The organism is Thalassococcus arenae, assembly GCF_019104745.1.
Taxonomy (GTDB): domain Bacteria; phylum Pseudomonadota; class Alphaproteobacteria; order Rhodobacterales; family Rhodobacteraceae; genus Thalassococcus_B; species Thalassococcus_B arenae.
In genome coordinates, this window is the sequence record NZ_JAHRWL010000002.1 from 574,566 (window position 1) to 598,534 (window position 23,969).

Consider the following 23,969-nt stretch of genomic DNA (forward strand, 5'->3'; position numbering starts at 1 on the left):
CGCATCTACACCAGCACCGCGCCTTTCGACCCGATGGCGTCCTTGGTCGAAGCCTCGCCCAGCAGCATCTTGTTGTGCGGCTCGCCCGACGGGATCATCGGGAAACAGTTCTCGTGCTTCTCGACCAGGCAGTCGAAAATCACCGGCCCGTCGTAATTGACCATCTCCATGATCGCGTCATCCAGGTCGGCGGGGTCCTTGCACAGGATGCCCTTGGCGCCGAACGCTTCGGCCAGCTTGACGAAATCGGGCAGCGCTTCGGACCAGCTGTGCGAATAGCGCTCGCCATGCAGCAATTCCTGCCACTGCCGGACCATGCCCAGACGCTCATTGTTGAGGATGAACTGTTTGACCGGCAGGCGGTACTGCACCGCGGTGCCCATCTCCTGCATGTTCATCAGCCACGACGCTTCGCCCGCGACGTTGATGACCAGCGCGTCGGGATGCGCCATCTGCACGCCGATGGACGCCGGAAAGCCGTACCCCATCGTGCCCAGGCCGCCGGAGGTCATCCAGCGGTTGGGATCCTCGAAGGTCAGGTATTGCGCGGCCCACATCTGGTGCTGGCCGACCTCGGTGCAGATATAGCGGTCGCGGTCCTTGGTCAGCGCCTCGAGCCGGGCCACGGCGTGCTGCGGCTTGATCGACTTTTCCGACGGCTTGAAGTGCAGGCAGTCGACCTTCTTCCAGTCCTCGATCTGCGCCCACCACTTGGACAGCGCCTCGCGGTTGACCTTGCGGCCGCGGGATTTCCACAGCTTGAGCACATCCTCCAGCACGTGTCCGACATCGCCGACGATGGGGATGTCGGTCTTGACCACCTTGTTGATCGAGCTGGGATCGATGTCGATATGGGCCTTTTTCGAGCGCGGCGAAAACGCATCGAGCCGTCCCGTGATGCGATCGTCGAACCGCGCACCGACATTGATCATCAGGTCGCAGCCATGCATCGCCAGATTGGCCTCGTAAAGACCGTGCATGCCGAGCATTCCCAGCCAATGCTTGCCGCTGGCTGCATAGGCCCCGAGGCCCATCAGGGTCGAGGTGATGGGAAAGCCGGTGGCGTCCACCAGTTCGCGCAGCAACTGGCTGGCGCCGGGGCCGGAATTGATCACGCCGCCGCCGGTGTAGAAGACCGGTTTCTCGGCGGTTTCGATCGCGGCCACCAGCGCTTCGATCATCGCCATGTCGCCCTTGACGCGCGGCTGGTAGTGGCCCGGCATGACCTTGGGCTTGGGGGTATAGTCGGAGCTGGCGAATTGCACGTCCTTGGGGATGTCGACCAGCACCGGCCCCGGACGGCCCGATGTCGCGACGTAAAACGCCTGGTGGATCGTCGCGGACAGTTTCTCGGTGTCCTTGACCAGCCAGTTATGCTTGGTGCAGGGCCGCGTGATGCCCACGGTGTCGGCCTCCTGGAAGGCGTCCGAGCCGATCATGAAGGTCGGCACCTGGCCGGTCAGCACGACGATCGGGATCGAATCCATCAGCGCGTCGGTCAATCCGGTCACCGCATTGGTCGCGCCGGGACCCGAGGTCACCAGCACGACGCCCGGTTTGCCGGTCGATCGGGCATAGCCTTCGGCGGCATGAACCGCGCCCTGTTCGTGGCGCACCAGGATGTGGCGAATGTCGTTTTGCTGAAAGATCTCGTCATAGATGGGTAGAACGGCGCCGCCCGGGTAGCCGAATACCGTATCCACGCCCTGATCCTTGAGGGCCTGGACCACCATTTTCGCTCCGGTCATCTGACGTGCCATATCTCTCTCCATCTGCACGGTCGTTCTAGCGTTTCGACACAAAAAAGCCCCCGAAGCTGGTCGGGGGCGCATGGGGGCCGGTCTGGTCTCGGACTTACCGGGCCATGCGCGCTTTTTCTACGATTACGACGACTAGGGTCATCGGGGTCTCCTTCGTGCCTGCGCGGACCTTATGGGCGCTTGTGCACAGCGTCAACCGCAAACGCAGTGAAAAAGTTGTCGCAGGTCGCGAAAAAACTTTGCGCTTGTTGCGCAACGCAGAGCGCGCGCCGCAACATTTGGAATTTTCCAGGATAACGCGGGTGCCGCGCATGTCCGAGCAGGCCATTGTGCGCCGACGCACGGATCCGTGACTTGTGCCGCGGCATCGTTTCGGGGATTATGAACCGAACGGTTCAGTTTTTGGAGCAACGCGATGGCGAAACTACAGACAACCAAAAGGGCACGGGCCTTTGGCGTGGTTCTGTCCGGGGCGTTTTCGTTGACGATGCTGGCCACTGCCGGATCGGCGGCCCATCCCGAGGCGCGCGATTTCGACAACCGGGTCTTCGAGGTTACGCGCGGCGCCGTCGCCGTTCGGGCAGAGTTCCTGAACGATGGCGCGCTGGTCCTGTCCGGCCCGCATGGCCGGTTCGAGGGCCGCTGGCGGATCCTGGACAACCAAATCTGCACCGATTTCCAAACCGGACCCCGGGCGGGTGTCACGTGCCATACTCTGAGCGAAACCGCATCGGGCGGTTATGCCACCGAAGACGGCGCCGTGCTGACCCCGGTCGCGCGCGTTGTGCGTTTCTGAAACTGCAACAATCGTGCGCGCAGTCGTGAATTGTGAGAGAGCGCGCGATTTGGCACAAAAGTGAAAAGGGACCAACGAAAGGGGGTCACCATGAAGAGCAACGTCTTTTACCGCGATTTCACCCTGTGCAAGGCGGCGCTCCTTGCTGGTCTGATCGGTGCTGCCGCGCTGATGGGCGAGATGCCGCATCCCAGCCAGGACCATGTGGACATCGAGCCGGCCGAGGCCCGGATCGTGCCGGTCAAGCTGCTGATCTTCTGGAAGGACTGTGACGAGACGGAGACGGGCGTTACGCTCTGATCTCGATCGGACCCCGGTCAGACATTGGCGCCGGTGCCCTGTAGCACGCCGTGTTCGAGCGCATAGCGTGTGAGTCCGGCGGTTGAACTGATCCCAAGTTTGCGCTTGATGTTCTTGCGGTGCGTTTCGACCGTGCGCACGGAAATATCCAACACCAGCGCCACTTCCTTGTTGGACTTGCCCTGCGCCAGTTGCAGCAGCACAGACTGCTCGCGGTTGGTCAAGGCCTCGCGCCCATCGCCCGACGGGCTGAGCGCCCCTTCGGCACCGGTGCACAGGTATCTTTCGCCGCGCATGACGGCGTCGATGGCCTGCTTGATTTCGTCGGTCGGCACATCCTTGAGCACGTAACCCCGCGCGCCGTGGTTCATCGCGGTCGAGATGTATTCCGGCGTGTCGTGCATCGACAGCACGAGGATGCGGGTATCGGGGGCGCGTTCGAGGATCATCTCGGTCGCGGACAAGCCGCCCACGCGGGGCATGTTGAGATCCATCAGGATCACGTCGGGGCACAGGTCGTCCAACCGGTCGATCATCTGCTGGCCGTCCGACAAGGTGGCCACGACCTCGACGTCGTCATAGCTTTCAAGGATGGCCTCGATCCCCTCGGCCACCATCGGATGGTCGTCCACGACCACGATCCGGATGCGCTCGCTCATGCGCGGGCCTCCTGTTCCGTTGCGCTGCCGCTTTCAGGCGGCAGCAGATGCGTCAGCGGCACCTGCGCCTCGATCACCGTGCCGGACCGCGTGCTCAGCACGCGCAGCGTGCCGCCCAGCTGATCCATCCGTTCCTGCATGTTGCGCAACCCGATTCCCGAAACCGGCCCGCCGCCGGAGCGGGTCAGCCCGGTGCCGTTGTCCGCAACCCGCAGCGTCGCCCCGGAGCGGTGGCCGCGCAGGTCGACCACCACGCGGCTGGCGCCGGAGTGGCGTTCGACATTGGTCAGTGCCTCTTGCGCGATGCGGTAAAGCGCGATCTTGGCGTCCTGGTCAAGCCGGTTGCGGAACACGACGGTGTCGAACTGCGTCTCGATTCCGGTCCGAGCGCGGAAATCGTCGGTCAGCGCCTTGACGGCCGGGCCCAGGCCCAGATCGTCCAGCACGCCGGGACGCAGGTCGCGGCTGATGCGGCGCACCTCGCCGATCGCTTCGCCGAGGTGGTCGATGCCCTTTTCCAACGTCTCGCCGGCGCGGTTATCGCCATTGGCCAATCGCCGCCGCGTGACGTCCAGCGCGAATTTCACACCGACAAGGATCTGGCTGATCCCGTCGTGCAATTCACGCGCCACGCGCCCGCGTTCCTCTTCCTGGGCGTCGAAGACGCGCTGTGTCAGTTCCTTGAGCTTGGCATCGGCCAGCCGCCGTTCGCGGATGTTCAGAAAAATGCCGGACAGGAAAACCGCCAGCAGCGCGGCCAGGGTGATTCCGCCGATATACAGGAACGTGCGCCGGACGCGTGCTTCGACTTCGGCGCGCGCCGCGGCGACGGTGTCGAGCACGTCATCGATGAAGACGCCGGTCCCGACCGCCCATCGCCACGAGGGCAGGGACGAGACATAGGTAATCATCCGCGCCTCTTCGCCGGTCGAAGGCTTGGGCCACAGGTGTTCGACATAGCCCGCGCCCTGGCGCGCGGTTTCGATGAACTCGGCGACGACCGGCGTGCCTTCGCTGTCGGTCAGGTCGATCCAGTTCTGGTTGATCAGCGCGGTCTGACGCGGCGACACCAGGTTGTTGCCTTCGTAATCATAGACAAAGAAGAAACCCTCTTCGCCGTAGATCATCGCTGCGAAGATCTGCATCACCTGCGCCTTCGCCTCTTCGTCGTCGGGCGCGGCCGAACCATAGACGAAATAGAAGCCGTTGCGCGCTTGCGTGACGTAGTTGCGCAGTTCCTGTTTCTTGGCCTCGATCAACTGTGTCTCGAGGCTGCGGATCTCGCGTTCGGCCAGGGCCCGTGACTGGTAGGCGACCAGGATCGCGATGGCGCAGGCGGCGAACACAAGTGGCAACGAGGCCAGAAGAAACAGCTTCTGGCCGTAGCTGAGACGCAAACGGTTGATCGATCCTCCCATGCGCGCATGAAATCAGGTTCCGCAACTGCGGAAAAGCCCCGTTCTCAGCGCGTCGCCGCACCGCCAAGCAGGGCCGCCAGTGCCACGATATGGATCAGGATCAACGCGCGGTCGCGCCAGGCCAGTCCGACGATGGCCCAACCGACCACGCCCAGCAGAAAAAAGGGCAGTGCCCAGGCCGCCCATCCCAGGCCGGTCGCGCCGTAGCCCAGGATCTGCGAGATCGAGGCGACCCATTTCAGAATGTCGATGCGTGCCGGGCGCGTCAGGGTTTCAGACAGCACGGGTCAACCCGCCATCGATCCGCAGGTTCTGCCCGGTCATGTAGGCGCCATCGTCCGAAGCCAGCCAGGCGATCAGCGACGATACCTCTGCGACCGTTCCATACCGGCCCATCGGGATGCGGGCGCGGCGGTCTTCGGTTTCGGGCAGGCTGTCGATGAAGCCGGGGCAGACATTGTTCATGCGGATGCCGTCCGCGGCGTGCCTGTCGGCGAAAAGCTTGGTGAAAGCGGCCAGACCCGCGCGGAACACGCCCGAGGTCGGGAACAGCGGGTCCGGTTCGAAAGTCGCGAAGGTCGAGATGTTGACGATGCTGCCACCGCCCTGCGCCTGCATCAGCGGGGTGACAAGGCGCACGGGGCGGATCACGTTCATCAGGTAGACCTCCATCCCCCGATGCCAGTCGTCGTCGGAAATTTCGAGCACCGGACCCTTGGGGCCGTGGCCGGCCGAATTGACCAGCACATCGACCCGGCCCCAACGCGTCTTGGCGCCATCCACCAGCGCTTGCAACGCCTGCGGATCGAGGTTGGAACCGGTCACGCCGAAGCCACCCAGTTCCTTGCCCAGAGCCTCGCCCTTGCCGGACGAAGACAGGATGCCGACGCGAAAGCCGTCTTTGGCCAGCCGCTGCGCAGCGGCGGCGCCCATTCCCGATCCCCCTGCCGTGACCAGGGCCACCTTTTCCGACGCCATGACATTCCCCTATTTCTGTATGCGGTGATGAATTCTATTGCTAATGCATCTGCAATAACAAAAAAACAGCAGATCTATTCGCAACTTGCAGTAGGAAAACTATTGACTGATCACGACTTGCCTCCGCTCAACAGCCTGCGGGCTTTCGATGCCGCGGGACGCCATCTGAGCTTTGCCCGGGCCGCGCAGGACTTGCGCGTCACGCAGGGCGCGGTGGCGCAGCAGGTGCGCGGGCTCGAGGCACGTCTGGGGGTCGCGCTGTTCGAACGCCATGCCAGGGGGCTGCGCCTGACCGAAGCGGGCCGCGCCTATCACCGCGAGGTGGCCGACGCCTTCGCCCGACTGACAAGTGCGACCGCGGCCTTGCGGACTGCGCCCAACCGCGTCACGGTCAGCGTGACACCGACATTCGCATCGAAATGGCTGATCCCGGCGCTTGGCCGGTTTCCCGGCGAGACCGGCATCGACCTGCGCGTTCTGGCGACGGAAAGCGTGGCACGCTTCGCCGAAGACGGGGTGGACATTGCCGTGCGCCAGGGAAACCCGCCGTTCGGGCCCGGGCTCGAGGCGGTGCGCCTGTTCCGGCAAAGGGTCGTCGCGGTCGCCGCTCCGGGTCTGTTGCGGGTCGGCGATGGCGGCGCCGATGCACTGGCGCGGGCCGTGTTGTTGCGGGACGCGCATGATCTTTGGCCCGAGTTTTTCCGCGTGGTCCTGGCGCGACCCGCACCGGTGGCCAACGGTCCACGGTTCAATCAGACCACGCTGGCCATCGACGCGGCATTGTCCGGGCAGGGTGTCGCGCTGGCCAGCGCGTTCTTGATCGAATCCGATCTGGCGGCCGGCCGGCTCGAGCAGGTCGTGCCCGGCGCGTTCGAAGCGGGGCGCGACTTTCATGTCGTCGCGCCGTCCGGGCCGCGTCGGGGTCCGGTCGCGACGGTTTTCGACTGGCTTCTGTCGCAGGGCGAATCCGGGAACTGACCGATTCGCGGGCATCCGTTCAACGGCGTTCGATCGATTCGGACTGTGAGCGCTCACAGTCCGGGCAATCGGCCCGTTATTGGTCAATTTTCCTGCCCAACTCCGTAGTGCTGGGTATTCCCCGACGGCAATGACATGCCTAATGTGCCGGCACTTCACCGATCCGCGCGGGGCGAGGGGCCTTTGCGCACATCACCAATTGGGAGGATTATCTATGGATCGTCGTTCATTCTTGCGTGCATCGACCGTCGGCGCCGCCGCGACCACGCTGGCCGCCCCGGCCATCGCCGGCAGCCATGCACGCACGTTGACCATGGTCACCTCGTGGCCGCGCGGCTTTGCCGTGCTCGACGACGCCGCGACCTATTTCGAGACCATGGTGCGCGAATTGTCGGACGGCTCGCTGGTCATCGACAAGAAGGCGCCGGGCGAACTGGTGGGCGCGTTCGAAGTGTTCGACGCCGTTTCCTCGGGTCAGGCGGACCTGTATCACTCGGCCGATTACTATTTCATCGGCCAGCACCCGGGCTATGCGTATTTCACCGCCGTGCCGTTCGGCGGCACCGCGCAGGAAGTCACCAACTGGTACTATCACGGCGGCGGCGAGCAGCTGCACGACGAGCTGGGCCAGATCTTCAACCTCAAGGGCCTGCTGGCGGGCAACTCGGGTTCGCAGTCGGGTGGCTGGTTCCGCAAGGAAATCACCTCGGCCGATGACTTCAACGGCCTGAAGTTCCGGATGCCGGGCCTGGGCGGTCAGGTGCTGGGCAAGATGGGCGCGAGCGTCCAGAACATTCCCGGCGGCGAACTGTACCAGGCGCTGTCCTCGGGCGCGCTGGACGGCCTCGAGTGGGTCGGCCCGATGGCCGACGAACGCGCTGGCTTCCAGGAAGTGGCCAAGGTCTACTACACCGCCGGTTTCCACGAGCCGGGCTCGGCACTGGCCGCGTCGGTCAACCTGGACGTCTGGAACGAACTGAGCGACGCCCACAAGGCGATCCTGCGCTACGCGTCGATGGCCACCACGCATCTGCAGCTGGCCGAGACGCTGGCCAACAACGGTGCCGCACTGGCCCGCCTGCAGGCGCAGGGCGTCAAGACGCTGCAATTCTCGGACGACGTCTGGGATGCCTTCGGCGCGGCCTCGAAAGAGGTCATGGACGAGAACATGGGCGACGAGCTGTTCGCCAAGATCCGTGCGTCGTTCGAAGCCTCGCTGGCCCAGTCGTCGAGCTGGATCCAGAAGTCGGACGGCTACTATGTCGAACAGCGCGTGCGCGTGCTGGGCGGCTGATCGGCCATCGTCGAAACACCGGAGAGGCCCCTTTTCGCAAGGGGCCTTTTCGCGAACCCGGGTCCGGCCCGGGTTCTACCGAGCAGCCCGGTCCGGGCTAGATCACGGGGGATAGCATGGAAGAGACAAGCGCTTCGGGCATCGGCGCTTTGGGCGATGGCATTGTCTGGGTGATCCAGAACATCGCCTTGGCGTTCTACAATTTCGGCTATGCCGTGACCCATCCCGGTCTCTGGCTCGACTGGAGCGACAAGGAAGCGATCATGCGGTTCGTCTACTACGGCGGATCGGTCGAATTCTTCTTCGTGTGCTTCACCTTCTTCCTGGTGTTGTTCGGCATCGGCCTATGGCGCAACGCGGTCCTGTGGGGCGCGGTGCGCGTGATGGAAGGGATGGCCAACACAATCGGCCGTTTCGCCGCCTGGGCGGGCCTGCTCATGGTGTTGCAACAGGTCGTCATCGTCTTCATGCAGCGGATCTTTACCCGGCCCGACATCTCGATCGGTTTCGGTATCCCGCTGCAATTCGACATCTCGTGGTTCGCCGAAGAATTGAAGCTTTACAACGCCATCGTGGTGACCCTGTGCCTGACCTATACCTTCGTGCAGGGTGGGCACGTGCGGGTCGACCTGGTCTATTCCGCCGTCAGCTTCCGGGCCAAGCGGGTCATCGACATGGTCGGCTCGATGCTGTTCATGCTGCCGATGGCCGTGATGTTGTGGCTCTATTCGTGGTTCTTCATGTGGCGCCACCTGATCGTTCCGAACCCGTCGGCCTCCGACCAGCTCGACCGCCTGTTGCTGAAGTCGCGGGCGCTGCGCTGGAACATCGAGACCATCGGGTTCAGCCCCAACGGCTTCACCGCCTATTTCCTCTTCAAGATCCTGATCGTGGTGATGATCGGCATGATCTTCATCCACGCATGGGCCTTCTTCTTCCGGTCGTATCTCGAATGGAAGGAAGGCGAGGAAAGCGCGGGCAAATACTTCGACAAGGACGTGCTCGAGGCGGGCGAAGAGCCCTACGACCACGCGGAATTCTGAGGGGACAGGCAGATGTTGTTTGGATTGGATGGCGTCGAGGTCGGCCTCATCATCGTCTTTCTGACGTTGTTTTCGGCGATCCTGTCGGGCTTTCCGGTGGCCTTCGCCATCGGTGGCGCGGGGGTCATTTCCTTCGGGATCATCGCGGCGCTGGACAGTGCGGGTCTTCTGATCCACCAGGCCATCGATACCGGATCGCAGGCTTATCAGGCTGTGGTCGCGGGCGGGCTGCATCCCGAGAAGATCTCGATCTTCACACACCCGGACCTGCCACGCATCGCCGAGCCGGTCTTCCCCCAGGGCTGGGAGATCGCGCTTGACCGCAACGTGTCCTTCATCGTCAACCGCATCAACGAACGCGTCATCGCGGGCCAGTCGATCGAGACGCTTCTGGCGGTTCTGATGTTCGTGCTGATGGGCATCGTGCTGGAACGCTCCAAGATCGCCGACGATCTGCTGACCACCATGGCGCGTGTCTTCGGCCCGCTGCCGGGTGGTCTGGCCGTGTCGATCGTCGTCGTCGGCGCCTTTCTGGCCGCATCGACCGGGATCGTCGGCGCCACCGTGGTGACGATGGGCCTGCTCGCGCTGCCGACGATGTTGCGTAACAACTATTCCCCCGAACTGGCGACGGGCGTCATCGCGGCGTCCGGCACGCTGGGCCAGATCATTCCGCCCTCGATCGTGATCGTCCTGCTGGGCACGCTGGCCGGTGACCTGTATTCCGCCGCGCAAGAGAACCGCGCGACCGAGGCGGGTTGCACCGACGCGCTGACCTATCTGGGCGAACCGGCGGTCCTGTCGGTGGGCACGCTGTTCCAGGCGGCTTTGCTGCCCGGCATCCTGCTGGCTTTCCTGTACGGCGCCTATGCCTTCGGCTTTGCCATGCTGAACCCCTCCAAGGCGCCGGCCGTCGAACTGGGTGGCAGCCGCGGCGAAGTGGTCACCCGCGGCGAGGCCTTCACCTGGTATCTCGGCGTTCCGGTCGGCCTGATCGCGGGCACGATGCTGCTGGCCCAGGTCGGACTGGTGGGCTCGCAGTCGACGCAGGTCGACAGCTTTACCGATATCGGTCAGGCCGCATCGCTGCGCACCAATGTCTCCGAGCAGTGCCAGGCCGCGATGATCGAACTGCACGGGCAAGAGGCCTGGGACGAGGCCATCGCCCAACAGAAGGCCATCGACGACTCGGGTGGCGTCCAGCAATCGCGGCGCCTGAGCCCCGAGGAAATCGAGGCCCTGAAGATCGAGAAGGCCGCCAATGCCGCACCCATCGGCACCGGTATCTCCATCCTGACGGTCATGCTGGGCCTGATCCTTGCCTTCGCGCGCGGCGTGTCGCCGTCCGCAGATCCGCGTCCGCTGCTGATCGGCGCGGGCGGGCTGGCGCTCGGCTTGCTGGTGGACATCCTGCTGATCCGGCCGACAACGTCGTCGGGCGTCACGGTGCTGCTGATGCTGATCCCCTGGGCCATCGCGGTCTACGGCTGTGCCCATGCCTTCAGGCGGCTCAGCAAGAACGAGTTGTTGCGCGTGGTCTTCCCACCGCTGGTTCTGATCGTCGCCGTGCTGGGGTCGATCCTGGGCGGTATCACCAACCCGACACCTGCTGCCGCTCTGGGTGCGGCTGGCGCGATCATGTTGGCGGCCTACCGCAAGCTGTCGGATGACGATCGCAATCCCAAGGTCATCATCTGGTCGACGCTGGCGGTCGTGGTGATGATCCTGATCGGGGTGAATTTCGATCTGCGGATCAATGCCGAAACGGTCACGGTGGAAACCTGGATCGCCTTCATCTTCGCCTATGCGGCCTATCTCTATGCGCTGTTCGGGCTGCTGTTCAGCTGCTGGATCCTGTTCAAGGCCGGGGTCTTGAGCCCCGCCGTGCGCGAGACCGCCAAGGTGACCAGCATGGTGTTCACCATTCTGATCGCCTCGCAATTGCTGAACCTGGTGGTGATCTCGTTCGGGGGCGAACACTATATCCAGGACTTCCTCAAGAGTTTCGAGGAGGAATGGGTCGCCTTCCTGGTGGTCATGCTGGTGCTGTTCATCCTGGGCTTCGTGCTGGACTTCCTCGAGATCATCTACATCGTGGTGCCAATCGTCGGGCCGGTGATCTATGGCGGGTCGTTCGATCCGAAATGGGTGACGATCATGATCGCGGTCAACCTGCAGACCTCGTTCCTGACCCCGCCTTTCGGTTTCGCGTTGTTCTACCTGCGCGGGGTGGCGCCGAAAGAGGTCACGACCGGCCATATCTACCGCGGCGTGATCCCCTTCGTGCTGATCCAGGTCGTGGGCCTGGCGATCCTGTGGTATTTCCCGGATATCGTCACCATCGTGCCCGACCTGATCCCGAACTGATCGGGCCGCGCGATCCAAAGGAAAAGGCCGCCCGTTCGGGCGGCCTTTGCTTTTTCGGTGTCAGGGGGCTCTGCCCCCGTCGCCGCAAGCGGCGACGCCCCCGGGATATTTTCGAACCAGAGAAGACGGGCAGGGTGGGAAAGGTCAGGCGCGGCTGTCGGGCAGCGAGATGTTGGCCACCTGTTCGGCGATAGGGTCGGTCGACAGCGGATGACGCTCGGCGCTGTAGTCGTCGGCTTCGGTAAACCGTTCCCATTGTCCGCGGCGGTAGAGTTCCAGCCCCGAAAACTGCGCCTTGTAGCCCATCTTGGGCGAGCCGGGCACCCAGTAGCCCAGATAGACGTAAGGCAGCCCGGCCTCTTGCGCGATGGCGATGTGGTCGAGGATCATCCATGTGCCGAAGGACGCCTGGGGGCGGGTCGGCTCGTAGAAGGAATAGACCATCGACAGCCCGTCCTCGAGCATGTCCGTCAGGCAGACCGCGGCGAGATTGCCGGTTTCGGTATCGGCATATTCGATGACGCGCGAGCGGATCGGCGTCTCCTCGATCATCGCCGCGAACTCGAAGACATCCATGTCGGCCATGCCGCCATCGGCATGGCGTGCATCAAGATAGCGGCGGAACAGGTTGAATTGCTCTTCGGTGGCCCAGGGGCTGGAGGCACGGCGCGCGAGGGTGGCGTTGCGCCTTATCGTGCGGCGCTGGCTTTTCGACGGCGAGAAACGGCGCACGTCGATCCTGGCCGACAGGCAGGCCGCGCATTCCGAACAGGAAGGTCGATAGAGTACGTTCTGGGATCTACGAAAGCCCTGTTTCGACAGGCTGTCGTTCAGCTTTTGCGCCTGGTCACCCTGCAGTGCGGTGAACAGCTTGCGCTCCATCCGGCCCGGCAGGTAGGGGCAGGGTTGCGGGGCCGTCACGTAGAACTGCGGGGCAAGCGGTAGAGCGTGGCGCATGGTATCCGGATCGTCGGGTTTCGCATCGACGGTAACAACGATTGCGCGACAGGCCAAGTCCCCTGGAATGGCGAGAGCATCGCGCCCGGGGGCGCGATGCCGATGCGTTCAGCGACGCGTGCTCAGGCGCGGCGGTTGAGCGCCACGGTCCCCAACACCATGTCGGTCAGGCTTTGGCCGCGTTCGCTGGCCAGCATGGTCACGATGGACACGACCTGCAGGACCGGGAATGCCCATTGAACGGTGTAGCCCAGCGTATGCAGGAAGGCCTCGCCGCCATCCAGCCGCTGGCCGCCGGCATTGCGCAATTCGACCGCCATCATCCGCATGCCCCAGGTCGCGGAACCGCCTGCGATGGTCATCCAGCGATAGGCGAAACCCACGGTGAAGAACAGAAGCGGCAGGAAGAAGGTCGCGACGAACGCGGTCATCAGCAGGATCGGCAGAACCAGAGCGAAGGTGATCGCTGTGTCGATGACCCAGGCCAGGCCGCGCTTGACCGCGACGCCGCTGTAGAATTGCGACTGGCGAACCGGGTCGGGAAGATCGAAATACGGGTCGGACGTCATCATCGGTGTGTCTCTGAAATGGGGCACGGCCCCGCGCGGGCGGGACCGTGTCGGTCATCCTATCAAGCGTCGTCGCTGTCGTCAGTGCGGTCGTTGGCCGCCTTCTTGGCCCGTTCGTCCATGAACTGGTCGAATTCGGCCTTGTCCTTGGCGTCGCGCAGGCGCTGCAGAAAGGCTTCGAACGCATCCTGTTCACGCTCGAGGCGCTGCAGCATGTCCGCCTTGTAGGCGTCGAAGGCGCTGTTGCCCGAAGGTTTCAGGGCAGACCAGGCGGCGTGGCGGGCGGTGCGATGGCCGCAGGATTTGCTGAACATGCGTTTGCTCCAGATCATGTAGAACAGAAGGGCGAGACCGATCGGCCAGAAGAAGATGAAGCCGAGCACCATGGCGGCGATCCAGGCGCCTTTGCCACGGGCGTCGAGCCAGGCCTCGGAACGGGCGAACCAGCCGGGGCGGTTGTGCATCTCGGCGGGGGCGGCGGGAACGGCGGTGTTCATTGGGTCCTCCTAAGGGATCAGGTTGCGATGTGAAGGCTATTCACATTACAACAGATCGGACTTTGCCAGCCGGTATTCAAGGGTCGATGTGAATGTTTTTTACATTTTCCAGAAAGATCTCTTCAATTCAATGGCCTACGGGACTTGAAATGAGTCTAGCCAGAAGTGAACCGGGCAGCGATGGCACCGGTCAACGCGGGCAGGCGGGCCGGATCCAGCGAAAAAACGTGCCTGGGCGTCCCGGCGGCGGCCCAAACGATGTCGAAGTCCAGAAGCCGGGGGTCGAGCCAGGCGCGGATGGGTGACACATGTCCAACCGGCGCGACCCCGCCGATCGCGAAACCGGTCTGCGCGCGGATCAGCGCCGCGTCCGCCTTGCCCAGCGGTTCGCCCGCGCAGGCCGAAGCCAACGCTGCATCGACCCGATTGCCGCCTGCGGTGAGGAACAGCACCGCATCGCCGGTGCGTTCGGCGCGAAAGATGATCGACTTGGCGATCTGGTCCAGCGTGCAGCCGACGCTGTCGGCCGCTTCCTGGGCCGTGCGTGCCTGGCCGACATCGCGGATTTCGGCCGCGATCCCCGCTGCCTCCAAGGCGGCCTGCACGCGCTTCATGCTTTTGCTCATGGCTTTGCTCCTGCGTGACCGTGGCTTGATGCCACGCCGCGCCGGGATGGGAAAGCGATTGCACATGCCCGCGCCTTGCGATCCTCTTGCAGCATGAAACTTGGCCCGCGCATCACCCGCACACCCCATGCCTTCGAGCCTGACCGGGCCGCGGAGATCGCCGAACATCTGCCCTGGGCCGACGGGGCACTGCGCGCGCTTCTGTGCGGCGCCGGCGGGTCGAGCCCCTATCTCAAGGCGCTGATGGAGCGTGAAGGCGATTGGCTGATGGGCGCGGTCGACGACCCCGAAACGACCTTCGATGCGGTGTTGCGCGGCTTGGCGGAGGCGCCGCCCGACCAGGCCGACGTCGCGCTGCGCCAGGCCAAGCGGCGGGTCGCGCTGCTTTTGGCATTGGCCGATCTGGCCGGTGTCTGGGCCTTGGAAGAGGTCACCGGCCGGTTGACCCGGTTCGCCGATACTGCCGTGCAGGTCGCGCTCGAGGTGGCCATCGGCGGCGAGATCCGGCGTGGCAAGCTGCCCGGCATGACCGAGGACGATGTCCAGCAAGCCGGTGGCATGGTGGCGTTGGCGATGGGCAAGATGGGCGCGGGCGAGTTGAACTATTCTTCGGATATCGACTTGATCTGTCTGTTCGACGAAACCCGCTTCGATCCCGATGACTACCACGATGCGCGGGCGTCGTTCGTGCGTGCCACCCGCAAGATGTGCGCCTTGCTCAGCGACCTGACGGGCGAAGGTTATGTCTTTCGCACCGATCTGCGGCTGCGGCCGGATCCCGGCGTCACGCCGGTCTGCATGGCGATGGAAACCGCCGAGCGCTATTACGAAAGCCTGGGCCGGACCTGGGAACGCGCGGCATATATCAAGGCGCGGCCCTGCGCCGGCGATATCGCGGCGGGCGAACGGTTCCTCGACACGCTGACGCCCTTCGTCTGGCGCAAGCACCTGGATTTCGCCGCGATCCAGGATGCCCACGACATGCGTTTGCGCATCCGCGAACACAAAAGGCTGCACGGGCCGATCACCTTGCCCGGCCACGACATGAAGCTGGGTCGCGGGGGCATTCGCGAGATCGAGTTCTTCACCCAGACCCGGCAGATCATCGCCGGTGGTCGCGATCCGTCGCTGCGGCTGCGCGGCACGGTCGAGGGGTTGGCGGCGCTGGCGGCCAAGGGCTGGGTGCCCGAAGATGCCGCGACCGCGCTGACCGGCCACTATCGCGCGCACCGCGAAGTCGAACACCGCGTGCAGATGATCCAGGACGCCCAGACCCACGACTTGCCGGGCACCGAAGAGGGGTTCGCGCGGCTTGCCGCGTTGATGGGCCGTGACGTGGCCGAAATGAAGCGCGATATCGCCGACCGGCTCGAGGACGTGCATGCGCGGATCGAATCGTTCTTCGCGCCGGAAAACGGCCAAAGCACCGCGCCCGAGCCACCTGCCGAGATCGCCGCCAGCCCGATTCCGGCGCGCTGGCTGACCTATCCGGCTTTGCGCTCGGAACGCGCCGCCGCCATTTTCCGCCGCCTGCGGCCCGATATCCTGGCACGGCTGGGCGATACGGCGCGCCCCGAAGAGGCGCTGTCTGCACTGGACGGCTTCCTGGCCGGTCTGCCCGCCGGAGTGCAGCTGTTTTCGTTGTTCGAAGCCAATCCGCAGTTGATCGACCTGTTGATCGACATCGTCGGGACATCGCCGGATCTGGGCGTGTATCTGGCACGGAACGCGGCCGTGTTCGACGCGGTCATCGGCGGCGATTTCTTCAGCCCCTGGCCCGGTGTCGCGCCGCTGGCGGCGATGCTTCAGACGCGGCTGGCACGCGAGGACGATTACGAGCGCAAGCTGGACGAGGCGCGCCGCTGGGGCAAGGAATGGCATTTCCGCGCCGGTGTCCACCTGCTGCGCGGGTTGATGACGCCCGAGGAAGGCGGACACGCCTACGCGGAACTGGCCGAAGCCACGTTGCGTGGGCTCTGGCCCGTGGTGCAGGACGAATTCGCGCGCAAATACGGCGCCCCGCCCGGGCGCGGCGCGGTGGTGCTGGGCATGGGATCGCTGGGGTCGGCGCGGCTGCACGCGCGTTCGGACCTGGACCTGATCGTGATCTACGATCCCGCCGGCGTCGAAGCGTCCGAGGGGCGCCGCCCGCTGCCCAGCCGCACCTACTATGCGCGCCTGACCCAGGCGCTCGTGACCGCGATGACCGCACCAACCTCGGAGGGCAAGCTCTACGAGGTCGACATGCGTCTGCGGCCATCGGGGAACCAGGGTCCTGTGGCGACGTCGTGGCCCGCGTTCCAGTCCTACCAGCGTGACGAAGCCTGGACCTGGGAACATCTTGCCCTGACCCGTGCGCGGGTGGTTGCCGGCGATGATGGGCTCGGAGCCGATGTCGAAGCATTCAGGGCGGACTTGCTGGGGCAGGCGCGCGACAAGGACACCGTCTTGCGCGACGTGGCCGAAATGCGTGCGCGGATCGCAGCGGCCAAGGGCGCAGGTGCCCCGGCCGATCCCAAGCTGGGCCGAGGCCGGATGCAGGATATCGAATTGCTGGCGCAGGGCTTCGCCTTGTTGCTGCCCGACACGCCGCGGCGGATTCCCGATGCCTTGCGCGGTGGCGCCCGCGCGGGGTGGATCGCCCCCGCGGCCGCCGAACAGCTCGCCAGCACCTATGACCTGTGCTGGGCCTTGCAGATCGGCGCGCGGCTGATCCGTGACGGCGCACTGGATGCCGACGCGCTTGGCGCTGGTGGCAGCGCCTTTCTGCAGCGCCTGACCGGCGCGTCGGATATGGATGCGCTTCTGACGCGTCTGAGCGCGCAAGCGGACGAGGCCGCGGGTTTGATCGATGCGGTCCTGCCAGGGAAGGATGCGGAATCATGAAGGGCGATGCCATCGACCCGAAGGGTCTGATCCGGGAAGCCTATCGCATCGATGGAATCACCGCCGAGGAATGCCGCTCGATCTTCCTGGATTGGGCGCTTTCGGTGCCTGCGGACAGCGACACGACGGCGCTGATCGGCACGCTGCTGGAACGCCACGGCGAAACCGGTCACCCGATGACGGCGGTTCTCGAGGATGGGCTGGCCCGCATTTCGGCCCCGCGTCGTCGCGGCGGTTGGCGCAGCCGAACAAGGGATGAAAACTGATCGGCCCGGCGCCTGATGTCGCCGCCGGACGAAACGGCCCGAGAGGCACGATCAAGCCGGCCGCGTGTCGGGCCGGGCAGAGCACCTTACAAGCGCCATCCGACGCCTGGCGAATGCCCGAACCGGGTCCGGGTTCGGCGGCCGTCGCCTTGATCCTGCCGCGTGCGGCTTAGACTGCCAAACCGGCCGCCTCGAGCGCCAGGGCGGTGATCCCGTCCCAATCGCCCGCAACCATCTTGTCCTTGGGCGCCACCCACGACCCGCCGACGCAGAGCGTGTTGGACAATCCCAGGTAATCCGGCGCGTTCTTCAGCGACACGCCGCCGGTCGGGCAGAACCGCACCTGCGGGATCGGCGCACCGATGGCTTTGAGGGCCGGCGCGCCGCCATTGGCCTCGGCGGGGAAGAATTTCTGCACGCTGTAGCCGCGTTCCAGCAGCGCCATGACCTCGGTCGCGGTGGCTGCGCCGGGCAGGGTGGGCAGATCTGCGTCTTCGACCGCGTCAAGCAGGCGGTCGGTGGCGCCGGGCGACACGCCGAAACGCGCCCCGGCGGCCTTGGCCGCAGCCACGTCGGCGGGGGTCAGCAGCGTGCCGGCACCCACCACGCCGCCTTCGACCTGGGCCATCTCGCGGATCGCATCAAGGGCGACGGGGGTGCGCAGCGTGACTTCCAGGACCGGCAGACCGCCCGCCACCAGGGCTTGTGCAAGAGAGCGGGCATGGGCGATGTCATCGATCACCAGGACCGGGATGACCGGGGCGAGGCGGCAGAGTCTTTCGGTCTCGAGGCTGGCTTGTTCGGGCGTCATGGTCGGGCCTTTGTGCGTGTGTCGGCAGCGAAGCTGCGTATTTTCAAAAGAGAAGAAGGGCAGGGGTCAGACGACGACCCCTGCGCCGGACGTGGCGGGGCCGACATTGGCGCGGAAGGCGGCGAACAATTCGCGCCCCACGCCGTGGCCATTGCCGGAAAGATCGGCGGTGACGGGTTCGCGGCTGTCGAAATCCGGCGCCAGGCAGGTCAGCGTGCCCGCCTTGGCATCCAGCCGGACGACATCGCCGTCGCGCAAGCGCGCAAGCGGGCCGCCATCGGCGGCTTCGGGCGCGACGTGAATGGCCGCGGGCACCTTGCCGGACGCGCCGGACATCCGGCCATCGGTGACCAGCGCCACCTTGAGCCCGCGATCCTGCAATACCGCCAGTGTCGGCGTCAGGCTGTGCAGTTCCGGCATGCCGTTCGATTTCGGCCCCTGGAAGCGCACGACGACGATCGTGTCGGTCGTGAATTCGCCAGCCTTGAAAGCGACCTTGACGTCTTCCTGGTCGTGGAAGATCCGCACGGGTGCCTCGATCACGTGGCGTTCCGGCGCCACGGCCGAGACCTTGATCATGCCGGTGCCCAGATTGCCGGTCAGCTGACGCAACCCGCCGCTTGGCTGAAAGGCGGTGCGCGCCGGGCGCAGGATCTTGTCGTTCTGGGTCTGGCGGCTGGCCTCTTCATAGACGACCTGGCCGTTGCGCAGCTTGGGCTCCTGGGTGTAGAGCGACAGCCCGTCGCCCGCGACGGTCTTGACGTCGTCATGCAGCAGGCCGGCATCCAGCAATTCGCCGATCATGAATTGCAGCCCGCCGGCGGCGTGAAAATGGTTCACGTCGGCTAGCCCGTTGGGATAGACCTTTGCCATCAGAGGCGTGACCGAGGAGATCTCGTCGAAGTCCTGCAATTCCAGCGCGATGCCGGCGGCGCGGGCCATGGCGGGCAGGTGCAGCACGAGGTTGGTCGAACCGCCCGTGGCCATCAGCCCGACGATGCCGTTGACGAAGGCCTTGACGTTCAGGATGTCGCAGACCGGGCGGTAGTCGTTGCCCAGACCGGTGATTTCCAGCGCGCGTTCCGCGCCCGCCACGGTCAGCGCGTCGCGCAGATCGGTGCCCGGATTGACGAAGGATGCGCCCGGCAGGTGCAGACCCATGAATTCCATCAACATCTGGTTGGAATTGGCGGTCCCGTAGAAGGTGCAGGTGCCGGGGCTGTGATAAGAAGCCATCTCGGCTTGCATCAGCTTGTCGCGGCCGACTTCGCCGGCGGCAAATTGCTGGCGCACCTTGGCTTTCTCGTCGTTGGGCAGACCCGACGGCATCGGACCCGCCGGCAGAAAGAGACCGGGCAGGTAGCCGAAGGTCGCCGCGGCGATGACCAGTCCCGGCACGATCTTGTCGCAGACACCAAGGTAAAGCGCGGCATCAAAGGTGTTGTGGCAAAGCGCCACGCCCGCGGCCAGCGCAATCACATCGCGGGAGAACAGGCTCAGCTCCATTCCGACCTGGCCCTGCGTGACCCCGTCGCACATGGCCGGAACGCCCCCGGCGACCTGCGCCGTGCCGCCCGCTGCGCGGGCCGCGTCCTTGATCAGCGCCGGGAAGCGTTCGAAGGGCTGATGCGCCGAGAGCATGTCGTTATAGGCCGTCACGATGCCCAGGTTGGGCACGCGACCCGCGGCCAGCGCATCCTTGTCGGTGCCCATTGCGGCATAGGCGTGGGCCTGGTTGCCGCAACTCAGATGGGCACGGCGCGGACCGTCGTCGGCGGCACGGCGCATCCTGTCGAGATAGGTGGCGCGCATCTTTTCGGAGCGGGTTTCGATCCGTTCGGTGACCTTGGCGATTGTCGCGTCGAGCGGCATGGCGGGCGTCCTTTGTGAAATGCTTGATCGGGAGATAGCGCAGTTAGCGCTAACAGTAAACCGGTATTGCGCGTGGCGCCATCACGAAATGACCGCTTGGCCGTCACAATCCGGCCGGAATCCGCGACGATTCTCGGCATCAAGAACAAAGACCGCCAAAGGTCGAGCAGGCAAAAAAACAAAGAGGACAGTCCCATGGTCCGCATCGTCGCAGCGCTTGTCGCCGTCACCGTGCTTTCCGCTTGCAGCGGCGCCGATTTCGCCAGCCGCAACGCGCCCTTCGAAATTCTGCCGTCGGATGGCACCGCCGCCAGCCCGCCGGCCGTCGCCGTTGCGGTGCCGGCCGAACCGCAGACAGCCGTCCCGCCGGAACAGCCGTTGCCGACGCAGGCGCGATCGCCCTACACGATCTCGGGGTATTCGGTTTCGGTGCCCGAAAAGCTCAAGGTTTCCGAAGCCAACCTGTATTACCCGGTTACCGATATCGTCTGGCGCGGTGACCCCTACGGCAATCGCAAACGGCAGATCATCGAGATTTTCCAGGAAAGCATCTCGCGGGCCACGCCCGGCATCGACGGCCCGCGCCCGGTAACGTTGGCCATCGAGCTCAAGCGCTTCCATTCGATCACCGAGAAGACGCGCTACACCATCGGCGGCATGCACTCGATTTCTTTCTATGTCACCGTGACCGACGCGGAAACCGGCGAAGTCCTGATCGACCGACGCAAGGTCAAGGCCGATCTCGAAGCCTTCGGTGGCCAACGCGCCCTGGCGGCGGACCGGCAAGGGCTGGGCATGAAGGAACGCATTCAGCGCCACCTGGCCCGCGTCCTGGCGGTCGAGCTCAGCCATCCTGGCGGGTGGGCCGCAGCCGGCGCCTTGCGCAAGTCCGGCATCGACCAGATCTGAACCGGCTTCCCCTGGCCGCAGGACAGAGCTAAAGCGGAGGTCATGACGACCTCCGCTTTTCCCGTGATCCGACTGAAACCGAAATCCGACCCGCGTCCGCTCCGGCGCGGCGCACCTTGGGTCTACGCCAACGAACTGGTGCTTGACCGGCGCACCAAGGCGCTGGAACCCGGTGCGCTGGCATTGCTGGAGGACGGCGAACGCCGGCCGCTTGCGCTGGTCGGTGTGAACCCCAATTCCAAGATCGCGGCACGGGTTCTGGATCGCGACACCGACGCGTCGATCGACGACGCCTGGTTCGTTGCGCGGCTTACCCGTGCCTTGGCGCTGCGGACCCGCCTGTTCGATGCGCCGTATTACCGGCTGGTCCATGCCGAAGCCGATGGGTTGCCCGGCGTCATCATCGACCGTTTCGGCGATGCGGCGGTGATCCAGCCCAATGCCGCCTGGGCGGACCGGCTGATCGAGCCGTTGACCCGCGCGCTTGTCGCCGTCACCGGGGTGACGACGGTGCTCAAGAATGCCAGCGGCCGGGGGCGTGCGCTGGAAGGTCTCGACGAGACCGACGCGGTGCTGCATGGCGCGGCGCCCGACGCGCCGCTTCCGGTGCCGATGAACGGTGCCACCTACATGGCCGACCTGACCGGCGGGCAGAAGACCGGGCTGTTCTACGATCAGCGCCCGAACCACGCGTTCGCCGCGCGGCTGGGGCAGGGGCAACAGGTGCTGGACGTGTTTTCGCATGTCGGCGGCTTCGCTCTTGCAGCGCTCGCCGGCGGTGCGGCGCAGGCGCTGGCGGTCGACGGGTCGGCTCCGGCCCTTGCGCTTGCCGGGCAGGGGGCGGACGCGATGGGCGCGGGCGACCGTTTCGCAACACGACAAGGCGACGCGTTCGACGTGCTTGCGGCGCTCGGAGAAGAAGGCGCGCGTTTCGGCCTGGTGGTCTGCGATCCGCCCGCCTTCGCCCCGGCGAAACCGGCGCTGGAAGCCGGGTTGCGGGCCTATGAGCGCGTGGCGCGGCTGGCGGCTGCCCTGGTCGATGAAGACGGCTATCTGGTTCTGTGTTCGTGCTCGCACGCCGCCGACCTGTCGGCCTTTACCGGCGCCTGTCTCCGCGGGATCGGACGGGCCGGGCGCCGGGCCCAGTTGATTCACACCGGCGGCGCCGGGCCGGATCACCCGCGCCTGCCGCAACTGGCCGAAAGCGGCTATCTCAAAGCGTTGTTCTTCCGCCTGTGAAGGTGCTCTTGGACACCTGTGTCCTGTATCCAACCGTGATGCGCTCGGTGCTTCTGGGGGTCGCGGCCAGGGGGTTGTTCACGCCGCTCTGGTCGGACCACATCCTCGAGGAATGGGCGCGGGCGGCGCGTAAGATCGGTCCGGCGGGCGAAGCGCAGGCGCGCGCCGAGATCGCCGTGACCTCGGCGCAATGGCCGGTTGCGTCGGTGGTCTGGCCCGAAAGGCTGGCCAACCGGCTATGGCTCCCGGACCCGTCGGATATCCACGTTCTGGCCGCTGCCATCGCCGGGTCGGCCGATGTCATCGTCACGCTGAATGCGGCGGACTTTCCCCGCAACGTGCTGGCCGAGGAGGGGCTGAGCCGGGCCGATCCGGATGCCTTCCTGCACGGGCTCTGGCGGGCCCAGCCCGGACTGGTGGCCGAGGCGGCCGAAGCCGTTCTCGCAGAGGCACGGCGCCTGTCGGGCGAGGATTGGCGGATGCGCCCGCTGCTCAAGAAAGCCCGGCTGCCGCGATTGGCCAAGGCGCTCGGCTGACGTGTCGTCGCGGCGCAACGGCCGAGGGTTGCGGCCAAACCGGGCGGCGGCTATGTCTGCGGGCAAACCCGATGAAATTCATCGGAATTCGGCAAGAGGCAGGACTTGAGCCCGACAAGGACACCGCGCCTGGAGATCCGCGACATCGTGCGCTCCTACGAGGGGCGTCCGGTGGTCGATCACGTGTCGCTGTCGATCCAGCCCGGACACGTGACCTGCCTGCTTGGGCCGTCCGGTTGCGGCAAGTCCACGACACTGCGGATCATCGCCGGTGTCGAGATGCAGGACAGCGGCACGATTCACGTCGACGGCCAGCTGATTTGCGATACGGTGTTCCGCGTTCCGCCCGAACGGCGCCATATCGGCCTGATGTTCCAGGACTTCGCCCTGTTCCCGCATATGAGTGTGGGAGAAAACGTCGCCTTCGGCTTGAAGGGCCCCGGTCTCGAGAAACGGGCACGGGCGGTGCAATTGCTGGAACGCGTCGGCCTGGGCAAATACATCGATGACTTTCCGCACAGGTTGTCCGGTGGCGAACAGCAGCGCGTGGCGCTGGCGCGCGCCCTGGCGCCACGTCCGCGCATCATGCTGATGGACGAGCCGTTTTCCGGTCTCGACAACCGGCTGCGCGACGGCATCCGGGACGATACCCTGGCGCTGCTCAAGGAAGAGGGAACCAGCGTTCTGCTGGTCACCCACGAACCCGAGGAGGCCATGCGGATGGCCGACGAGATCGCCTTGATGCGCGAAGGCCGGATCGTCCAGCGCGGCGCACCCTACAATATCTACAACGCGCCCGCCGACAAGGCTGCGGTCGCTTTTTTCAGCGATATCAACGTATTGCGCGGCAAGGTTCGCGGGGCTTTGACCGATACGCCCTTTGGCCATTTCCTGGCACCCGGCGTGCCCGACGGTGCCGAGGTCGAAATCGTATTCCGCCCCCAGCATGTCCACATCGATTTCGATCGCGGTGGCAAAGGGCCGAATCCCACCGCGATCGCCGGCACCCCGGCGCGCGGCATCGTCGAACGGGCGCGGTTCATGGGATCCGAAAGCCTGGTCGAATTCCGCATGGATCATGACCAGGAAATGCTCAAGGCGACGGTTCCGAACGTGTTCCTGCCCAAGCCCGGGACGCCGCTGTGGCTGACAGTTCGGCGCGACCGCTGTTTCGTGTTCCCGGTATAGGCGAAACCAGGCCGCTCTGA

At 65.2% G+C, this 23,969-nt stretch carries 23 protein-coding genes; 12 read left to right on the forward strand and 11 right to left on the reverse strand.

The annotated features are described in order from the left end of the window. Positions 1-5 precede the first annotated feature (5 nt). Positions 6-1,760, reverse strand: coding sequence for an acetolactate synthase 3 large subunit (locus KUH32_RS14045; RefSeq protein ID WP_217779232.1), 1,755 nt, complete (start codon positions 1,758-1,760; stop codon positions 6-8). Between the two features lie 415 nt (positions 1,761-2,175). Here KUH32_RS14045 and KUH32_RS14050 point away from each other — a divergent pair, with 415 nt between their 5' ends. Beyond that, positions 2,176-2,556 (forward strand): hypothetical protein, encoded by a 381-nt coding sequence (locus KUH32_RS14050; RefSeq protein ID WP_217779233.1) that lies wholly within the window; start codon positions 2,176-2,178, stop codon positions 2,554-2,556. 90 nt (positions 2,557-2,646) lie between these two features. After that, complete coding sequence (locus tag KUH32_RS14055; protein ID WP_217779234.1) at positions 2,647-2,856, forward strand: hypothetical protein; 210 nt, start codon at positions 2,647-2,649, stop codon at positions 2,854-2,856. 17 nt (positions 2,857-2,873) lie between these two features. Here KUH32_RS14055 and KUH32_RS14060 read toward each other — a convergent pair whose 3' ends face one another. Genes KUH32_RS14060 through KUH32_RS14075 form a run of 4 tightly spaced genes read right to left on the reverse strand, consistent with a single transcriptional unit; the run spans position 2,874 to position 5,911 of the window. Then, positions 2,874-3,515, reverse strand: a complete 642-nt coding sequence (locus KUH32_RS14060; RefSeq protein ID WP_217779235.1) for a response regulator transcription factor — start codon at positions 3,513-3,515, stop codon at positions 2,874-2,876. Next, complete coding sequence (locus tag KUH32_RS14065; RefSeq protein ID WP_217779236.1) at positions 3,512-4,933, reverse strand: cache domain-containing protein; 1,422 nt, start codon at positions 4,931-4,933, stop codon at positions 3,512-3,514. The genes KUH32_RS14060 and KUH32_RS14065 overlap by 4 nt, the downstream gene beginning before the upstream one ends. A gap of 44 nt (positions 4,934-4,977) precedes the next feature. Continuing rightward, positions 4,978-5,217, reverse strand: a complete 240-nt coding sequence (locus tag KUH32_RS14070) for a DUF6552 family protein (protein ID WP_217779237.1) — start codon at positions 5,215-5,217, stop codon at positions 4,978-4,980. Further along, positions 5,207-5,911, reverse strand: a complete 705-nt coding sequence (locus KUH32_RS14075) for an SDR family oxidoreductase (RefSeq protein ID WP_217779238.1) — start codon at positions 5,909-5,911, stop codon at positions 5,207-5,209. The genes KUH32_RS14070 and KUH32_RS14075 overlap by 11 nt, the downstream gene beginning before the upstream one ends. Before the next feature lie 102 nt (positions 5,912-6,013). Between KUH32_RS14075 and KUH32_RS14080 the strand changes: the two genes are divergently transcribed. The 4 genes from KUH32_RS14080 to KUH32_RS14095 all read left to right on the forward strand — a co-directional run bounded on the left by KUH32_RS14080 (position 6,014) and on the right by KUH32_RS14095 (position 11,593). After that, positions 6,014-6,889 carry a LysR substrate-binding domain-containing protein gene (locus tag KUH32_RS14080; RefSeq protein ID WP_254899174.1) on the forward strand — a complete coding sequence of 292 codons (876 nt, stop codon included), beginning with the start codon at positions 6,014-6,016 and terminating at the stop codon, positions 6,887-6,889. 214 nt (positions 6,890-7,103) lie between these two features. Beyond that, a complete protein-coding gene (locus KUH32_RS14085; RefSeq protein WP_217779240.1) occupies positions 7,104-8,183 on the forward strand; it encodes a TRAP transporter substrate-binding protein in 1,080 nt (359 codons plus the stop codon). A 116-nt stretch (positions 8,184-8,299) separates the two neighbouring features. After that, the gene (locus KUH32_RS14090; RefSeq protein WP_217779241.1) at positions 8,300-9,226 is read left to right on the forward strand and encodes a TRAP transporter small permease subunit; all 927 of its coding nucleotides are present in this window, start codon (positions 8,300-8,302) and stop codon (positions 9,224-9,226) included. A gap of 12 nt (positions 9,227-9,238) precedes the next feature. After that, positions 9,239-11,593, forward strand: a complete 2,355-nt coding sequence (locus tag KUH32_RS14095) for a TRAP transporter large permease (RefSeq protein WP_217779242.1) — start codon at positions 9,239-9,241, stop codon at positions 11,591-11,593. Between the two features lie 144 nt (positions 11,594-11,737). Here the strand turns inward: KUH32_RS14095 and KUH32_RS14100 are convergent, their stop codons facing one another. From KUH32_RS14100 to KUH32_RS14115, 4 genes are all read right to left on the reverse strand, one after another. Then, positions 11,738-12,550, reverse strand: a complete 813-nt coding sequence (locus KUH32_RS14100; RefSeq protein ID WP_217779243.1) for an arginyltransferase — start codon at positions 12,548-12,550, stop codon at positions 11,738-11,740. Positions 12,551-12,672: 122 nt separating this feature from the next. Beyond that, positions 12,673-13,122 carry an RDD family protein gene (locus tag KUH32_RS14105; RefSeq protein WP_431358194.1) on the reverse strand — a complete coding sequence of 150 codons (450 nt, stop codon included), beginning with the start codon at positions 13,120-13,122 and terminating at the stop codon, positions 12,673-12,675. Between the two features lie 59 nt (positions 13,123-13,181). Next, positions 13,182-13,616 carry a DUF2852 domain-containing protein gene (locus KUH32_RS14110; RefSeq protein ID WP_254899175.1) on the reverse strand — a complete coding sequence of 145 codons (435 nt, stop codon included), beginning with the start codon at positions 13,614-13,616 and terminating at the stop codon, positions 13,182-13,184. A gap of 155 nt (positions 13,617-13,771) precedes the next feature. Further along, positions 13,772-14,242: a YbaK/EbsC family protein gene (locus KUH32_RS14115; RefSeq protein ID WP_217779244.1), complete on the reverse strand. Its 471-nt coding sequence runs from the start codon at positions 14,240-14,242 to the stop codon at positions 13,772-13,774. Positions 14,243-14,335: 93 nt separating this feature from the next. Between KUH32_RS14115 and KUH32_RS14120 the strand changes: the two genes are divergently transcribed. Then, complete coding sequence (locus KUH32_RS14120; RefSeq protein ID WP_217779245.1) at positions 14,336-17,128, forward strand: [protein-PII] uridylyltransferase family protein; 2,793 nt, start codon at positions 14,336-14,338, stop codon at positions 17,126-17,128. Then, positions 17,125-17,394, forward strand: a complete 270-nt coding sequence (locus KUH32_RS14125) for a hypothetical protein (RefSeq protein ID WP_217779246.1) — start codon at positions 17,125-17,127, stop codon at positions 17,392-17,394. The genes KUH32_RS14120 and KUH32_RS14125 overlap by 4 nt, the downstream gene beginning before the upstream one ends. A 169-nt stretch (positions 17,395-17,563) precedes the next feature. Here the strand turns inward: KUH32_RS14125 and eda are convergent, their stop codons facing one another. Both eda and edd read right to left on the reverse strand, forming a co-directional pair. After that, complete coding sequence (eda, locus tag KUH32_RS14130; protein ID WP_217779247.1) at positions 17,564-18,205, reverse strand: bifunctional 4-hydroxy-2-oxoglutarate aldolase/2-dehydro-3-deoxy-phosphogluconate aldolase; 642 nt, start codon at positions 18,203-18,205, stop codon at positions 17,564-17,566. A 66-nt stretch (positions 18,206-18,271) separates the two neighbouring features. Then, the gene (edd, locus tag KUH32_RS14135; RefSeq protein WP_217779248.1) at positions 18,272-20,077 is read right to left on the reverse strand and encodes a phosphogluconate dehydratase; all 1,806 of its coding nucleotides are present in this window, start codon (positions 20,075-20,077) and stop codon (positions 18,272-18,274) included. A gap of 195 nt (positions 20,078-20,272) precedes the next feature. Between edd and KUH32_RS14140 the strand changes: the two genes are divergently transcribed. From KUH32_RS14140 to KUH32_RS14155, 4 genes are all read left to right on the forward strand, one after another. Continuing rightward, positions 20,273-20,986, forward strand: coding sequence for a DUF6778 family protein (locus KUH32_RS14140; protein WP_217779249.1), 714 nt, complete (start codon positions 20,273-20,275; stop codon positions 20,984-20,986). Positions 20,987-21,028: 42 nt separating this feature from the next. Beyond that, the gene (locus KUH32_RS14145; protein WP_217779250.1) at positions 21,029-22,225 is read left to right on the forward strand and encodes an RSP_2647 family RNA methyltransferase; all 1,197 of its coding nucleotides are present in this window, start codon (positions 21,029-21,031) and stop codon (positions 22,223-22,225) included. Beyond that, positions 22,222-22,761 carry an RSP_2648 family PIN domain-containing protein gene (locus tag KUH32_RS14150; protein WP_217779251.1) on the forward strand — a complete coding sequence of 180 codons (540 nt, stop codon included), beginning with the start codon at positions 22,222-22,224 and terminating at the stop codon, positions 22,759-22,761. The genes KUH32_RS14145 and KUH32_RS14150 overlap by 4 nt, the downstream gene beginning before the upstream one ends. A 105-nt stretch (positions 22,762-22,866) precedes the next feature. Further along, positions 22,867-23,949, forward strand: a complete 1,083-nt coding sequence (locus tag KUH32_RS14155) for an ABC transporter ATP-binding protein (protein WP_217779252.1) — start codon at positions 22,867-22,869, stop codon at positions 23,947-23,949. The last annotated feature ends 20 nt before the right edge of the window (positions 23,950-23,969 follow it).

Bases quoted from the DNA above. Each gene is read 5' to 3' on its own strand.
- KUH32_RS14045 (WP_217779232.1), bottom strand. From the start codon at position 1,760: ATGGCACGTCAGATGACCGGAGCGAAAATGGTGGTCCAGGCCCTCAAG.
- KUH32_RS14050 (WP_217779233.1), top strand. From the start codon at position 2,176: ATGGCGAAACTACAGACAACCAAAAGGGCACGGGCCTTTGGCGTGGTT.
- KUH32_RS14055 (WP_217779234.1), top strand. From the start codon at position 2,647: ATGAAGAGCAACGTCTTTTACCGCGATTTCACCCTGTGCAAGGCGGCG.
- KUH32_RS14060 (WP_217779235.1), bottom strand. From the start codon at position 3,515: ATGAGCGAGCGCATCCGGATCGTGGTCGTGGACGACCATCCGATGGTG.
- KUH32_RS14065 (WP_217779236.1), bottom strand. From the start codon at position 4,933: ATGGGAGGATCGATCAACCGTTTGCGTCTCAGCTACGGCCAGAAGCTG.
- KUH32_RS14075 (WP_217779238.1), bottom strand. From the start codon at position 5,911: ATGGCGTCGGAAAAGGTGGCCCTGGTCACGGCAGGGGGATCGGGAATG.
- KUH32_RS14085 (WP_217779240.1), top strand. From the start codon at position 7,104: ATGGATCGTCGTTCATTCTTGCGTGCATCGACCGTCGGCGCCGCCGCG.
- KUH32_RS14090 (WP_217779241.1), top strand. From the start codon at position 8,300: ATGGAAGAGACAAGCGCTTCGGGCATCGGCGCTTTGGGCGATGGCATT.
- KUH32_RS14095 (WP_217779242.1), top strand. From the start codon at position 9,239: ATGTTGTTTGGATTGGATGGCGTCGAGGTCGGCCTCATCATCGTCTTT.
- KUH32_RS14100 (WP_217779243.1), bottom strand. From the start codon at position 12,550: ATGCGCCACGCTCTACCGCTTGCCCCGCAGTTCTACGTGACGGCCCCG.
- KUH32_RS14105 (WP_431358194.1), bottom strand. From the start codon at position 13,122: ATGATGACGTCCGACCCGTATTTCGATCTTCCCGACCCGGTTCGCCAG.
- KUH32_RS14110 (WP_254899175.1), bottom strand. From the start codon at position 13,616: ATGAACACCGCCGTTCCCGCCGCCCCCGCCGAGATGCACAACCGCCCC.
- KUH32_RS14115 (WP_217779244.1), bottom strand. From the start codon at position 14,242: ATGAGCAAAAGCATGAAGCGCGTGCAGGCCGCCTTGGAGGCAGCGGGG.
- KUH32_RS14120 (WP_217779245.1), top strand. From the start codon at position 14,336: ATGAAACTTGGCCCGCGCATCACCCGCACACCCCATGCCTTCGAGCCT.
- KUH32_RS14125 (WP_217779246.1), top strand. From the start codon at position 17,125: ATGAAGGGCGATGCCATCGACCCGAAGGGTCTGATCCGGGAAGCCTAT.
- eda (WP_217779247.1), bottom strand. From the start codon at position 18,205: ATGACGCCCGAACAAGCCAGCCTCGAGACCGAAAGACTCTGCCGCCTC.
- edd (WP_217779248.1), bottom strand. From the start codon at position 20,077: ATGCCGCTCGACGCGACAATCGCCAAGGTCACCGAACGGATCGAAACC.
- KUH32_RS14140 (WP_217779249.1), top strand. From the start codon at position 20,273: ATGGTCCGCATCGTCGCAGCGCTTGTCGCCGTCACCGTGCTTTCCGCT.
- KUH32_RS14145 (WP_217779250.1), top strand. From the start codon at position 21,029: ATGACGACCTCCGCTTTTCCCGTGATCCGACTGAAACCGAAATCCGAC.